Raw genomic sequence first — 14229 nt, 5'->3', positions numbered from 1 at the left:
GAGTGGAGGATCCTTATGACGGAGCCGGACCCGGCTCGGCCAGGCCGGACGGAGCAGCGGCGCACCCCGCGCCGCCCCGCCGCGCTGCTCTTCGAGCCGCCGCTCGCGGAGCCCGACGCCGAGCACTTCTTCGGCCTGGAGGCGATCGAGGACCCCGGCGAGCTGCTGGCCCGCGCCACCGACCTCACGCTGGCCTTCCGGGCGGCGACCGACCGGGCCATCGAGTACCAGGCGATGGCGGCGGCGCAGCTGGCCGACCCCAAGCGCTTCGACCGGCTGACGCCGGCGGCGATCGCCGAACGGGCCGACTGGACGGAGGACTACGCGAAGCGGATGGTCGAGTACGGCCGGGACCTCCTCGCGAACGGCGGCACGGGGTCCCCGTCGGACCTGTGACCCCGCCTCGCGGCCCGGCAGAATACCGATTTTCGATCTCCGGGGCGCGGGTGCTAAGGTCGTCCTCGTCGACAGGCGCCGTTAGCTCAGTTGGTTAGAGCAGCTGACTCTTAATCAGCGGGTCCGGGGTTCGAGTCCCTGACGGCGTACAGCACGCAGGACCGTCGACCCGGGCGCTTTCGGATATCCGAGAGCGCCCGGTCTGCGTGTACGGCCTGTACGGCCCGTGCCGTGACGGGCCCCGCGGTCACCCGCGCTTCGCGTCCCGCTCGACCTGTACGCCCCACCCCCCGTCCGCCGATCGCCCGGTGACCTGCACGCGCACGCCCTCCCGCTTCAGGTACAGGCTCTCGCCCTCCCCCAGCGGCGCGTCCGCGAGCGGCGGGTAGACGGACGTGTCGTGGCAGGCCGCGGAGCGCGGGTGGCCGTCGACGACCTCGACGGGGCCGCCGCCGGAGTCGGTGCCGGTGTGGACGCGGTAGACGAGGACGCCCTCGGTGCAGGCGTACCGGTCGTTCTCGTACCGGCCGCGGGCCTCGACGGCGACGGCGCTGGTGGCGCCGGTGGGCACGACCACCAGCCGGGTGTCGCGCCGCAGGACGGCCGCCCCCTTGCCGTCCTCCCCCGCCCCTCCCCGACCGGGAGCCCCTCCCGCCCCGCCGTCCTCCCCGGCCCCGCCGTCTGCTCCCGTCCCGTTCTGCGCACCCGCCTCCGCCGTACCGTGCGGGGGTGTCCGCGGGCTCACGGGGGCGGAGAGCGCCTGCAGCGTGAAGCGGTCCGACCCGGCGCCGACGGCGCAGCCGACCTGGTCGTCTCCCAGCCAGCCGAGTTTCCACTTGTGCCAGCCGAAGGGGTCGGGCGCCAGCCCGAACTGGCTGCCCATGAGGTCCCAGTCGCCGACGTGGGTGTCCCAGTCGGCCTTGCCGTCGACCGGGCGGTGGTAGAGGTCGGGGAGGTCGAAGACGTGGCCGGTCTCGTGGGCGAGGACGTTGCGGTCGGGCGGGTGCCGCTCGAAAACGGTGACGATGCGGTGCAGGTCGGTACCGTCGGCGCGTATCGGGATTTCGAAGTTGACCACTTTCGTGGCGTCGGAATCCACGCCGGGGGCGTCCGGATCGGCGACGAGATAGACGACGTCGTAGTCGCGGAAGTCCACTTTCCGGTCGGCCGTGGCGACCGCGTCGTTCAGGAACCGGGCGCGCGCCGCCGGATCCCAGTCGCGGGCTATGCCGTACGACAGGGAGTCCGACGGCATGCGTATCCAGCGGTCGTGCGCGTCCACCCGCAGCCGGAACTTCCCGTACGAGGCACGCTCGAAGAACCGGGAGGTGGCCGGGAAGTGGTCCGCGGTCAGCTCGTCCGGCGAGGTGAGGGGCGCGGAGTCGGGGAAGGAAAGGAAGACCATCACCGCGTCGAGGGTCTTCCGCGGCCGGGGATAGGCCGGGTCCCAGCCGGCGACTCCCTCGGAGTGGTGGGCGGCGGTGCGCGCCAGCGCACAGGGGTGGCCGGGCTGGGCGGTGACCGGGTCGGCGACGAGGGAGGTGGCCATCACGGCGCACAGCGAAGTGGCCACGGCGGCGACCCGGTGCAACGCGCGCGACTGGTCCTGTTCCACAGGGGGTATGGATGGTTGGGCCACATCGACCTCATCGGCTCGGAAGAGTAGGGAACACAGACCACTTTGTTGGTATTTGTTCCCGCCCGTCCTGTTCCGGTGCCCCACACGGGTGACTCGGGTGCCGGACGGGAGGGGAGATCAGGAGCATGTGCGGGTAACACAAAGTCACATCTGGTCATTCGCCCGGCAGGAGGCGGCCATGTGCGATCACTCCCGGCCCCATCCGGCTCAGCACTTTCCACGCCGTAGCGGCGTCACTGGATCGACACAGCCGGTAGCCCTATGATCGGGCACATTTCCAGCGCTGTGGCTCTGCAGCGGCGGAGCCGAGCGGTCCCCACGGGCGGGAGCGAGCGGTGAGCGTATCTCTCGAAGGGCCGGGCTGCGGGCCCGGGACCTCACTCCAGGCGGTCACGGAACGTCACCTCGCCACGGGCGCGCCCGTGGACGACTTCCGCGCCGCCTTCGACGGGGCACAGCTGGCGATGGCCGTCGTGGGCGGCGACGGCCTCGTACGGGCCGCGAACAGCCGGATGCTGGAGCTGCTCGGCGCCGGCGAGGGCGAGCTGGCCGGCGCCTCGGCCGCGGAGCTGACCGGGCTGCGCGACGAGCCGTGGAGCTGGGCCGGCTTCGTGGACGTGCTGCAGGGCAGGCGCGCCTCGCTGCGCTGTACGCGGCGGATGAAGGACGCGGGCGGGCGCTCGCTGTCGGTCGAGATGACCCTCACCCCGCTGTCCGGCGGCCGGGCGCTGCTGTCGCTGACGGACGTCACGGAACAGCGCGAGCTGCGCGCGAAGCTGCGCCATCTGAAGATGCACGACCCGGTGACCCGGCTGCCGAACCGGGAGCTGTTCTTCGAGCGGCTCACCGGCGCGCTGCAGGAGGCCCGGCAGGCCGAGGAGCCCGGTGCCGAGCACGGCGGCGCGGGCCGGGACGCCGGCCAGGGCGGGCCGCAGGGGCGGGCGGGGGCGGCGCGGGGGGCGCGGGGCCGCATCGGCCTCGCGTACCTCGACCTCGACGGCTTCAAGGCCGTCAACGACACCCTCGGCCACCGCGTCGGCGACCGGCTGCTCGCCGCCGTCGCCCGCCGGCTGGTGGCCTGCACGGCGGAGGCGGGCCAGGCCGAGAAGCACGGCATCACGGTCGCCCGGCTCGGCGGCGACGAGTTCGCGGTGCTGGTGGCCCGGTCGGCGGGGACGGAACAGCTCGGCGAGCTGGCGCAGCGGCTGCTCGACGCGCTGGCGGAGCCGTTCGACCTCGCCGGGCAGCGGCTGGCGGTCTCGGCCAGCATCGGCGTCGTCGAGCGCGCGGTCAGCGGGCAGACGGCGACGGCGCTGATGCAGGCCGCCGACACCACGCTGTACTGGGCGAAGGCCGACGGCAAGGCCCGCTGGACCCTCTTCGACCCGGAGCGCAACGCCCACCGGATGACCCGGCAGGCGCTCTCCTCCACGCTGCGCCCGGCCATCGAGCGCGACGAGTTCACGCTCGACTACCAGCCGCTCATCGACCTCGGCGACGGCAGCGTGCGCGGGGTGGAGGCGCTGGTGCGCTGGCAGCACCCGAAGCTCGGCACGTTGACGCCGAATCGGTTCATCGGACTGGCGGAGGAGAACGGCGCGATCGTGCCGCTGGGCCGCTGGGTCCTCGCCACCGCCTGCCGCCGCGCGGCCGGCTGGCGCCGGCTGCGGCCCGCGGACCCGGTGTTCGTCAGCGTCAACGTCGCCGTGCGCCAGGTCTGGGACTCCGACCTGGTCGCCGACGTCGGGGAGATCCTCGACGAGACGGGCCTGCCGCCGGGGCTGCTGCAGTTGGAGCTGACGGAGTCGGCGGTGATGGGCTCGGCGGGCCGGCCGCTGCAGGCGTTGCAGGAGCTGAGCGAGATGGGCGTCGGCATCGCCATCGACGACTTCGGCACCGGCTACTCCAACCTCGCCTACCTCAGCCGGCTGCCCGTGTCCGCGCTGAAGCTGGACGGATCGTTTGTCCGGGGCTTCAGCTCCGAGGAGCACCCGAGTCCGGCGGACGAGACGATCGTCGAGGCGCTGGTCGACCTGGCGCACCGGCTGGGCATCAGCGTCACCGCGGAGTGCGTGGAGAGCGGCGAGCAGGCCGAGCGGCTGCGCCGGATCGGGTGCGACACGGCCCAGGGCTGGTTCTACTCCCGGGCGGTGCCGGCGGAGCGGGTGGAGCGGCTGCTGTAGGGCGGCGGCCGGCGGGCGGCGCCGCCCTGGGCGGCGGGCGTACGGCCGTCGGCCCGGCCCGTACGCGCTCGGTCCGCCCCCGTACGCGCCGCCCCGTACACGCGCCCCGTACGCGCCGCCCCGTACGCGCTCAGTCCGCCCCGGCGAAGAGCCGCCCGAGCGACGGCTCCGCCGCCCGGCGGCCCAGCAGCCGCAGCCCCTCCCAGACCGTCACCTGGTTCGCCGTCAGCACCGGCTTGCCGAGCACCGCCTCCACCTCCGCCACGTACGCCGCGGTGTGCAGCGCCGTGTCCGGCAGCAGCACCGCCTCCGCGTCCGGGTGGTCGCCCGCGGCGGCCAGTTGCAGCACCTCGTCGCGGCCCCAGGTGCCCACCTCGGCGGCGGTGATGATGCCGCTGCCGCGGGTCGACGTCACCTCGGCGCCGGCCGCCTTCAGGAACACGGCGAACAGCTCCGCCACGTCCTCCGGGTACGTCGCCGCCACCGCCACCCGGCGCACGCCCAGCTCCGCCACCGCGTGCGCGAACGCGAACGACGTGCTGGAGGCCGGCAGCCCGGCGGTCGCGGACAGCTCCGCCACCTGTTCCCGCGCGCCGTCCGGCCCGTAGACGAAGCTGGCGCTGGTGCACGCCCAGACCACCGCCTGCGCGCCCTGCGCCTTCAGCCGGTCCACGCCCGCCGCCAGCCGGGCGGCGGAGCCCATCTCCAGCAGGGCGTCCACGCGGTGGGCGTCCACGCCGATGTCGGTGTGGACGAGCGGCAGGGCGGTGTCCCCGCCGAGCATGTCCTGGATGCGGGGATAGTCGTCCTCGGCCGAGTACCCGGGGTAGAGGAAACCGACGGTCGCCGTCGCCTTCGCGGTCTGCTGCACACTGCCTCCGTCCTACGTGAACGTGCGTCTGCCGGCGTGGGTCCTCCCCCACGCCGGGTTGTGGATGTTCCGCGCGCCGGGCCTACGCCGGCCGCTGCCCCGGATCGTCGGGCCACAGCGGCTCCACGGCGTCGCCGGCGTCGGAGTCCGGCGACTGCGCGGAGCCGGCCAGCGCCGCCTCGGGCGGCGGCTGCGGCGACGGCACCTCCGCGGGCAGCGCCGGGACCTCCGGCGGCAGCACCGGCCCGTCCGTCAGCACCGTGACGTCGGGGAGCACCGTGGCGTCCGGCGGCGCCATCGACGCCCAGCCGAGCCGCGCCGCCGGGTCCAGCAGCGCCTGGTACGGGCCCACGGCGTCCTTGCCGATGCGCTGCAGCGCGGCCCAGACCGTGACCTGGTTCGCCGACAGCACCGGCATCCGCAGCTCCGCTTCGAGCTGCGGAATGACGTCGTACGTCGGGAGGTTGGTGCAGCTGATGTAGAGGGCGTCCGGGGAGCCCTGCGCGACGGCGAGCCGGGCCATCTCGACGACCTGCCGGTACGGCACCCGCCAGATCTGCCCGGTCAGGCCGAGGTTGGCCCGCCCGGTGACCTCGATGCCGCCCTCTTCGAGGAACTCCTCCAGGGCGCCCGTAACCGAGGGCGTGTAGGGCGTGACGATCGCCACGCGGCGGGCGCCGATCTCGTTCAGCGCCATCAGCATGGCCCCGGACGTCGTCAGCGCGGGCACCGCTGCGGCGGACGACATCGCCGCGGTCATGGCGTGCTCGCCCATGGGGCCGTCGGCGAAGCTGCCCGACGCGCACGCGTAGGCGATGACCTCGGGTGTGACGGCGGTGAGCGCCTGCACCGCCTCGCGCAGGGTCTGGTGTTCACTGACGAGCCGGGCCAGGTCCAGGCTGACCTCGACGGGGACGTAAGGAGTGCGCGTCAGATGCAGGGACACATCGTCCGGCACCCAGCGCCAGAGCTCGCGGTCGAGCGCGAAATCAAAAGGGGCTACGACACCGACACCACGCTGTGGCTGTGGTCCGCCCAGAAAAGAGACGTCCATGAGGATGCCCCGTTCGTACGGAGGGCTGGGGGAAGGTAAAACGTACTGGAGCAGCCGGTGAGGGACCGGGACGCAGTGACAGATGCGGTTATTGACGAAGGTAGAGGCACACCCCTAGCGTGGTCAATCCTCGCATCTCCGACGTTTTTCCGCCTTCTCATTTAGGCTACATCCAGTGCTGCTTCCCGTACTGGAGACCATTGCAGCAGTGCCATATTGCGGGACGGTTTCCTTCCTATGTCCGATATCCGTGTGCTCGTCCTCGATGACGATCCGCCGCCCGACCTGGCCCGACTCCGGGGGCGGGCCCACGTGGTCACCACGGACGAGGACCGGCTCGCCGAGCTGCTGCCCTCCGCCGACGTGGTGCTGGTGTGGGACTTCACCTCGCCCGCGGTGCGCAGAGCCTGGCCGGGCACCGGCCCGCGGCCGGGGTGGGTGCACACCCCGAGCGCCGGCGTCGACCACGTGCTCTCCCCCGAGTTCGCCGCCTCGGACACGGTGCTGACCAACGCCCGCGGGGTCTTCGACCGGCCCATCGCGGAGTACGTCGCCGGGCTGGTACTGGCCATGGCCAAGGACTTCCCCGGCACCTGGGAGCGGCAGCGGCAGCGCCGCTGGCAGCACCGCGAGACGCTGCGGCTGGCCGGGACCCGGGCGGTGGTGGTGGGCGCGGGGCCGATCGGGCGGGCCATCGCCGAGACGCTGGGCTGCCTGGAGGTGCGTACGGACCTCGTCGGCCGGACGGCGCGCGAGGGCGTACGCGGGCAGTCGGAGCTGCCGGCGCTGCTGGCGCAGGCCGACTGGGTGGTGTGCGCGGCGCCGCTGACGCCGGAGACCCGCGGGATGTTCGGCCGGGACGCGTTCGCGGCGATGCCGGACCGGGCCCGGTTCATCAACGTCGGCCGCGGCCCGCTGGTCGACACCCCGGCGCTGGTCGCGGCGCTGGAGCAGCAGGAGATCGCGGCGGCGGCGCTGGACGTCTTCGAGACCGAGCCGCTGCCGCCCGAGGATCCGCTGTGGCAGGTGCCGGGCCTGTTCGTGTCGCCGCACATGAGCGGCGACACGGTGGGCTGGCGCGGGGCGCTGGCGGACCAGTTCCTGGAGCTGTTCGACCTGTGGGCGGCGGGCCGGCCGCTCTTCAACGTCGTGGACAAGCAGCTGGGGTACGTACGGTGACGGACAACGGAGGCAGTGTGCGGGATACCGCGAAGGCGACGGGGAGCACGGATCCGGCGGATCTCACGGCCGTGGAGCTGCTGCGCGGCTACCGCTCCGGCGAGCTGTCGCCCGTCGAGGCCACCCGCGCGGTGCTCGCGCGGGCGGACCGGGCGCAGGAGCTGACCAACGCCTTCGTCACCCTCGACGACGGCGTACGGGACGCGGCGCTCGGCCGCGCCGAGGCGTCCGCGCGCCGCTGGCAGCGCGGCGAGCCGGCCGGGCTGCTCGACGGCGTGCCGGTGACCGTCAAGGACATGATCCTGCAGCGCGGCACCCCGACGCTGCGCGGCTCCCGGCTCGTCGACCCGGACCGCGAGTGGGACGAGGACGGCCCCTCGGTGGCGCGGCTGCGGGAGCACGGGGCGGTGTTCCTCGGCAAGACCACGACGCCGGAGTTCGGCTGGAAGGGGACCACGGACAGCCCGCTGAACGGGGTGACCACGAACCCGTACGACACCGGGCGCACCACGGGCGGCTCCAGCGGCGGCAGCGCCGCGGCGGTGGCGCTGGGCGCGGGGCCGCTGAGCCTCGGCACGGACGGCGGCGGCTCGGTGCGGATCCCGGCGGCGTTCTGCGGGATCGTCGCGCTGAAGGCCACGTACGGGAGGGTGCCGCTGTATCCGGCGAGCCCGTTCGGCACGCTGGCGCACGTCGGGCCGATGACGCGGGACGTACGGGACACCGCGCTGCTGATGGACGTGGTCAGCGGGGCGGACCCGCGGGACTGGTCGCAGCTGGGCCCGCCCCCGGGCGGCTTCGTCGACGCGCTCGACGGCGCCGCGGAGAGCGTGCGGGGGCTGCGGGTGGCGTACAGCGCGTCGTTCGGCGGCCAGGTCGCCGTCGACCGGCAGGTGGCCGCGGTGGTGCGGGGCGCGGTGGAGCGGCTCTCGGACCTCGGGGCGTACGTGGAGGAGACCGACCCGCGGCTGAGCGACGGACTCGCCGCGTGCCAGGACGCCTTCCACACGCTGTGGTTCAGCGGCGCCGCGCGGGTGGTGCAGCCGTACGGGCGCGAGGCGCGCGACCAGCTGGACCCGGGGCTGCAGGAGATCGTGGAGCTGGGCGAGCGGTACAGCGCGCTGGACTACCTGGCCGCGGTGGACGTGCGGATGGCGCTCGGGCAGGCGATGGGGCGCTTCCACCAGACGTACGACGTGCTGGTCACGCCGACCGTGCCGATCACGGCCTTCGAGGCGGGGGTGGAGGTGCCGAAGGACTCGGGCCACCGGCGGTGGACCGGGTGGACCCCGTTCACGTACCCCTTCAACCTCACCCAGCAGCCGGCCGTCAGCCTGCCGTGCGGGCTGGACGAGGCGGGGCTGCCGGTGGGGCTGCAGCTCGTCGCGGCGCGGCACCGGGACGCGCTGGTGCTGCGCACGGCGCAGGCGCTGTACGAGTCGGGGATCGCGGACGGCGTCCGGCCGCCGGCGACGCACACCGCGGGCGGCTGAGCGTTCACCGGCGGCTGGGCGTTCACGTGCGGCTGAGCGGTAGCGGTACGGGGCCGCGGCCGGCGGCCCCGTACCGCGCCCGGCGTCAGAGCCGGCGGAAGTTGAGCGTCTCGCCGAGCGCGCCGGCCCGCCACAGGTCCTGGCAGGCGGCGGCCATCTCGTCCAGCCCCTCGACCACCGAACCCCAGACGATGCCGGGGACCCAGCCGCTGTCGCCGTTGATGAGCAGGTTGTTCCGCTCGTAGAACAGCGCGAGGTCGACGACGCTCGTCCGGCCCTGGTGCTTGGCCTCGGCCTCGTACCCGTAGCTGGCGGTGCCGAGGACGGTGTCGGTGAAGCTGAAGTAGCACAGGTCCCCGGGGATGGGGGTGACCGTCGGGTTCTCCAGGGGCGGCTCGGCGGGTGCGAAGGCGGGGAGCAGGGCGTAGATCTCGTTGCGGGCGTACTTCGCGTGGTACACGTCGCCGCCGAGCGGCAGCGCGTCCCACACGGCGGCACAGGTCACGGGGGCTCTGTCGTCGAGCAGCTTCGCCGTACAGCGGACGCCCCGCTTGGCCAGAGAGACCTCGACAAATCGCGCAGGCATGCACCACTCCCTCGTTCGGTGTATCCCACGATAACGGGAGGATCACCGGCCGGAACCGACCCGCATAACTTCGGCCGGGGCGGGTAGCCGCGCGCCCATGGTTCTACGTGGTGAGAATAAGACGAGAAGCGGGCCGGGCGGGCTCAGGCGCCGCTCGCTGCTCGCATCGGCCGCCGCCGTCGGCGCGGCCGGCGCGATCGGCGGGGCCGCCGGTTGCAGCCGGACCGCCGAGGCGGACGGCAGCGTCGAAGGGGGTGACCTGCTCGAAAAGCTGCGGGAGCGCGGCGTCGTCAAGGTCGGCATCTCCGGTGAGGTGCCCTTCGGCTATATCAACGAGGACGGCAACGCCGTCGGCGAGGCGCCCGCCATCGCCGAGGTGATCTTCAAGCGGCTGGGCGTCCCGAAGATAGAACCGGTGCCGGTGGAGTTCGGGGCGCTGATCCCGGGGCTGAAGGTGCAGCTGTTCGACGTCGTGTCCGCGGGAATGTACATCACCCCGGACAGATGTGCCCAGGTGCTCTTCTCCGACCCCGACTATCTGATGTTGGACGCCTTCATCGTCGCGAAGGGCAACCCCCACAACATCAGGGATTACAAGGACATCGCCGACAAAGGGCTGAAGCTCGCCAGCGGCACCGCGTACATCGAGATCGACTACGCCAAGGCCAACGGCGTGAAGGAGGTCCTGGTCCTCCCGGACCAGGTGGCCGGCCTGGACGCGGTCCAGCAGGGCCGCGTGGACGCCTTCGCCGGCACCAGCGTCACCGTCACCAACGCGGTCAGGGGCTCCAACCGGGCCGAAGGGTCCACGCCCTTCCAGCCGATGGTCGACGGCGAACCCCAGTTCGGCGCCGGCGGCTTCGCCTTCCGGCTCTCGGAGAAGAACCTGCGCGACGCCTTCAACAAGGAGCTGCACAAGCTCAAGGACAGCGGCGAGCTGCTGCGCATCGTCAAGCCCTTCGGCTTCACCGAGAAGGAAATGACGGACATGACGCTGAAGGAGCTGTGCCCCTGATGATGAGCTGGGAGTTCTTCCGGGAGTGGTTCCTCCCGGGCATCTGGATCACGATCCAGGTGCTCATCTACAGCACGGTGCTGGCCGCCGTCGTGGCGTTCGTCGTCGGTACGCTGCGGACCTCGCGGTTCTGGATCGTGCGCTTCCTCGCCGGCACGTACTTCGAGGTCTTCCGCGGCATGTCCGCGCTGATCCTGATGTTCTGGATGGCCTTCGCGTTGCCGCTGATGCTCGGCTGGCAGTTCGTGCCGCTGTGGACCGGCACCCTGGCGCTCGGCCTGACCTACGGTGCGTACGGCTCCGAGATCGTGCGCGGCGCGCTGGCGGCGGTGCCCCCGGCACAGCGGGAGGCGGGCATCGCGCTCAGCTTCACCCGCTGGCAGCGGCTGCGCCGCATAGAGCTGCCGCAGGCGTGGCCGGAGATGATCCCGCCGTTCAACAACCTGCTGATCGAGTTGCTGAAGGGCACGTCGCTGGTGTCGGTCATCGCCGTCGCCGACATGACGTTCGCCGGCAACCTGCTGCGGCTGGCGACGAACGACAGCCCGCCGATCTACACGCTGCTGCTGGTGCTGTACTTCGTTCTCGCGTTCATCCTCACCCGCCTCATGCGGATGCTGGAGCGCCGGGCCAAAGCGGGGGTGGGCCGGGCTCCGGAGAAGAAGAGCGGTTTCCTCACCCGTAAGCTCTCCGACCGCGGCGAGACCGTGCAGGCGAGCACTCAGGCCGCCGGAGGTGTCGGATGACGTTCGACTGGGATGTCGTCGACGAGTTCATGCCACTGTTCTGGGACGGCGTGCTCGTCACGCTCCAGGCCCTGGCACTCGGCACGCTGATCGCCTTCGCCCTCGGCCTGGTCTGGGCCATGCTGCAGCGCGCGCCGCAGCGGTGGGTCCGCTGGCCGGTGACCGCGGTCACCGAGTTCATCCGGAACACGCCGCTGCTGGTGCAGCTCTTCTTCCTCTTCTACGTGGTCCCCGAGTGGGGTCCGTCCATGTCCCCGCTCACCACCGGCATCGTCGGCCTGGGCCTGCACTACTCGACGTACACCGCCGAGGTGTACCGCGCGGGTATCGACGGCGTGCCGGTCGGCCAGTGGGAGGCGTGCAAGGCGCTCAGCCTGACGCGCGGGCGGACGTGGACGTCCGTGATCCTGCCGCAGGCCATCCGCCGGGTGGTGCCCGCGCTGGGCAACTACGTGGTCGCGATGCTCAAGGACTCGCCGATGATCGCGGTCATCGGTGCGCTGGACATGCTCGGCGAGGCCCGGCAGTTCAGCAACGAGACCTTCACCACCGAGGCCATCACCGTGGTCGGCGTGGCCTTCATCGTGATCGCCTACCCCGCTTCCCTTTTGATCCGAGCCCTGGAGCGTCGTCTTGTCAACACCTGACTCCACCCCCGAGAAGAACCCGCCCGTCGACGGCAGCCGGCTGATCCGCTTCGACAACGTGACCAAGCGGTTCGGCGACAACGTCGTCCTGGACGACCTGTGCTTCGACGTCTCGTCGGGCAAGCACGTGACGCTCATCGGACCGTCCGGGTCGGGCAAGACCACGATTCTGCGCCTGCTGATGACCCTGGTGACGCCGGACAGCGGCACCATCAAGGTCAGCGACGACTACCTCTTCCACGAGGAGCGCAACGGCAAGCTGGAGCCGGCGGGCGAGAACCACATCCGCGAGGTGCGCAAGAACATCGGGATGGTGTTCCAGCAGTTCAACCTCTTCCCCAACATGAAGGTGATGCGCAACATCACCGAGGCCCCCGTGCACGTGCTGGGGCTGCCGAAGGAGGAGGCGGAGACCCGCGCGCGGGAGCTGCTGGAGCTGGTGGGGCTCACCGAGCACATCGACAAGTACCCGACCCAGCTCTCCGGCGGCCAGCAGCAGCGCGTGGCGATCGCCCGCGCGCTGGCGATGCGGCCTCAGATACTGCTGCTGGACGAGGTCACCTCGGCGCTGGACCCGGAGCTGGTTGCGGGCGTGCTGGACCTGCTGCGGGACATCGCCCGGACGACGGACATCACGATGCTGTGCGTCACCCACGAGATGAACTTCGCGCGGGACATCTCCGACGACGTGCTGATGTTCGACGGCGGAAAGATCATCGAGTCCGGGCCGCCGGAGAAGATCTTCAGCGAACCGGAGCACGAGCGTACGCAGCAGTTCCTCAACGCGATTCTCTGAGGCACGGCGGACGCCGTACACCGGCGCCGACCGGCCATCGTGCGGGCGCCCTCCGGCGACGGAGGGCGCCCGCCGGCGCGTCCGCGACCGGGTGTTCGCGGGTGACCGGGCAGGGGGCGGTGGGGCGTCGGGCCGCTATGGTGGGTTACGGCCCGGCTACGGGCAGCGATGACGGCACCGCGGCCCCGGACAGGCCCCGCGGTGCGGGGATCATTCCGAGGAGACCTGTCAGGGAGGCCATGTGGCGGTCCTGCACCCGGCCGAAGGGGGACAGCCCCCGGGCCCGCGACCCGGGCGGACGGGCGAACCCGCGGCGCCCTTCCACTCCGTACGGCACGCCTTCCGCGTACTGGAATCCGCCGCCCGGCACGGCGCGGGGGTGTCCGTGGCCCAGCTCGCCCGCGAGACCGGCCTGCCACCGGGGCACCTGGCGCCCCTGCTGCGGCTGCTGCGCCGGCAGCGGTACCTGGAGCGGCAGGAGGACGGCTCGTACACGATCGGCGAGGCGCTGGTGCTGCTCAGCGCGGGCGGGGACCGAAGCCGCGCGGTCCACGACAAGGTGCAGCGCGGCATCGACGAGCTGCGGAAGGCGACGCGGGCGGCGATCTATCTCGGCCGGTACGAGGACGGGGAGGTCCGCGTCACGCAGGTCGCTGAGGCACCGGGGACGCCGCGGGCGAACGAGTGGGTGGACTTCCGCTCGGCGGCGCACGCGACGGCGATCGGCAAGTGCCTGCTGACGCAGCTGGACCACGACGCCCGCCGCGAGCACCTGTCCCGGCACCGCCCGGCCCGGCTGACGTCGCGGACGATCACCAGCGAGAAGGCGGTACTGGCGGCGCTGGACCGGCAGGCGGCGACGGTCCCGACGCTGGACCTGCAGGAGTACGCGGTCGGCACGGTCTGCGCGGCGGTCCCCCTGACCGCGGGCCGCCAGATCGGCTGCGTGGCCCTGTCCCTCCCGCTCGCCGAGACCTACCGCCTCCGCGCGGCGGCGGACCGCCTGAACAGCGCGGCGGGCGGCTTGCTGCTGGCGCTGTCGCTGTAGGGCGCGGGCGCCGCTCCGCGGCGGGACGGCGGGGTAGGTGGGCGGCGGGTCGAGCGGCGGCGGACCCCGGGGCCGCTCCACGGGATCGCGTCCCGCGACGTGGTGTAGCCGGTTGTGGGGCTACGACTGCGCAGGCAGCAGCACCGGCCCCCGGGTACCGCCCGACCACGAAGTGAGCCCGCCCTGGCGGGCGGCGGCTTCCCCGCCCCCCTGAGCGCGGCGACGGCGCGCGGCGCCGGACAGCCGGCCGCCCCGTGGACGCGCGTCGCCCTACACCACGCCGTGGGACACGACCCTCCGCGGCGGGAGGCGGCGGTGTGGGCCCACCGGCCGCTCCGCGGTGGCGGGGCTGCCCCGCGCGGCGGGCCAGCGCCCACGAACGCCGGCCCCGCGTCGCCGGGCTCGACGGCGGCGCTCACCGCGCCGTGCCCCGCCCCCGCGCAGCGGGTCGAGGCCCGGGCTCCCGGGCCTCACAGTCCGCGCGGCACCACGCCCGCCGGCCACCGGCCTCAGATCCCGCCCCCGCCCCCGCGCAGCGGGCCATGCGGCGCCGGGTCCGACGGCACCGCGCACCCC

The 14229-nt window shown here is 72.8% G+C and carries 13 protein-coding genes and 1 tRNA gene; 10 read left to right on the top strand and 4 right to left on the bottom strand.

What is annotated here, in order from left to right; all coding sequences use genetic code 11:
- Positions 1–15: 15 nt before the first annotated feature.
- Both T328_RS13625 and T328_RS13620 read left to right on the top strand, forming a co-directional pair.
- Positions 16–396 carry a DUF8844 domain-containing protein gene (locus T328_RS13625; protein ID WP_496496267.1) on the top strand — a complete coding sequence of 127 codons (381 nt, stop codon included), beginning with the start codon at positions 16–18 and terminating at the stop codon, positions 394–396.
- Between the two features lie 75 nt (positions 397–471).
- Positions 472–545: transfer RNA gene (locus T328_RS13620), tRNA-Lys, on the top strand.
- Between the two features lie 98 nt (positions 546–643).
- Here T328_RS13620 and T328_RS13615 read toward each other — a convergent pair.
- Positions 644–2011, bottom strand: coding sequence for a M6 family metalloprotease domain-containing protein (locus T328_RS13615; RefSeq protein WP_496496266.1), 1368 nt, complete (start codon positions 2009–2011; stop codon positions 644–646).
- A 446-nt stretch (positions 2012–2457) separates the two neighbouring features.
- Between T328_RS13615 and T328_RS13610 the strand changes: the two genes are divergently transcribed.
- On the top strand, positions 2458–4218 hold the full coding sequence (locus T328_RS13610) for a putative bifunctional diguanylate cyclase/phosphodiesterase (protein ID WP_496496374.1): 1761 nt from the start codon (positions 2458–2460) through the stop codon (positions 4216–4218).
- A gap of 130 nt (positions 4219–4348) precedes the next feature.
- Here T328_RS13610 and T328_RS13605 read toward each other — a convergent pair whose 3' ends face one another.
- Both T328_RS13605 and T328_RS13600 read right to left on the bottom strand, forming a co-directional pair.
- Positions 4349–5089 carry a maleate cis-trans isomerase family protein gene (locus T328_RS13605; RefSeq protein WP_496496265.1) on the bottom strand — a complete coding sequence of 247 codons (741 nt, stop codon included), beginning with the start codon at positions 5087–5089 and terminating at the stop codon, positions 4349–4351.
- A gap of 82 nt (positions 5090–5171) precedes the next feature.
- Positions 5172–6143 (bottom strand): maleate cis-trans isomerase family protein, encoded by a 972-nt coding sequence (locus T328_RS13600; RefSeq protein ID WP_496496264.1) that lies wholly within the window; start codon positions 6141–6143, stop codon positions 5172–5174.
- A gap of 237 nt (positions 6144–6380) precedes the next feature.
- Here T328_RS13600 and T328_RS13595 point away from each other — a divergent pair, with 237 nt between their 5' ends.
- Complete coding sequence (locus T328_RS13595; protein WP_496496263.1) at positions 6381–7322, top strand: D-2-hydroxyacid dehydrogenase; 942 nt, start codon at positions 6381–6383, stop codon at positions 7320–7322.
- A gap of 17 nt (positions 7323–7339) precedes the next feature.
- Positions 7340–8815, top strand: coding sequence for an amidase (locus T328_RS13590; RefSeq protein WP_496496262.1), 1476 nt, complete (start codon positions 7340–7342; stop codon positions 8813–8815).
- Between the two features lie 85 nt (positions 8816–8900).
- Here T328_RS13590 and T328_RS13585 read toward each other — a convergent pair whose 3' ends face one another.
- Positions 8901–9401, bottom strand: coding sequence for a DUF3830 family protein (locus T328_RS13585; protein WP_496496261.1), 501 nt, complete (start codon positions 9399–9401; stop codon positions 8901–8903).
- A gap of 97 nt (positions 9402–9498) precedes the next feature.
- On the opposite strand from T328_RS13585, the gene ehuB reads away from it, so the two are divergent.
- From ehuB to T328_RS13560, 5 genes are all read left to right on the top strand, one after another.
- On the top strand, positions 9499–10416 hold the full coding sequence (gene ehuB / locus T328_RS13580; protein WP_496496260.1) for an ectoine/hydroxyectoine ABC transporter substrate-binding protein EhuB: 918 nt from the start codon (positions 9499–9501) through the stop codon (positions 10414–10416).
- Complete coding sequence (gene ehuC / locus T328_RS13575) at positions 10416–11162, top strand: ectoine/hydroxyectoine ABC transporter permease subunit EhuC (protein WP_496496259.1); 747 nt, start codon at positions 10416–10418, stop codon at positions 11160–11162. The genes ehuB and ehuC overlap by 1 nt, the downstream gene beginning before the upstream one ends.
- The gene (gene ehuD, locus T328_RS13570; protein WP_496496258.1) at positions 11159–11809 is read left to right on the top strand and encodes an ectoine/hydroxyectoine ABC transporter permease subunit EhuD; all 651 of its coding nucleotides are present in this window, start codon (positions 11159–11161) and stop codon (positions 11807–11809) included. Before ehuC ends, ehuD begins: the two co-directional genes overlap by 4 nt.
- The gene (gene ehuA / locus T328_RS13565) at positions 11796–12605 is read left to right on the top strand and encodes an ectoine/hydroxyectoine ABC transporter ATP-binding protein EhuA (RefSeq protein ID WP_496496257.1); all 810 of its coding nucleotides are present in this window, start codon (positions 11796–11798) and stop codon (positions 12603–12605) included. Before ehuD ends, ehuA begins: the two co-directional genes overlap by 14 nt.
- Before the next feature lie 250 nt (positions 12606–12855).
- Positions 12856–13653: an IclR family transcriptional regulator gene (locus tag T328_RS13560; protein ID WP_496496373.1), complete on the top strand. Its 798-nt coding sequence runs from the start codon at positions 12856–12858 to the stop codon at positions 13651–13653.
- Positions 13654–14229 lie beyond the last annotated feature (576 nt).

It is taken from the genome of Streptomyces sp. CNX435, assembly GCF_059570575.1.
This window is presented reverse-complemented; position numbering and strand designations above follow the sequence as displayed.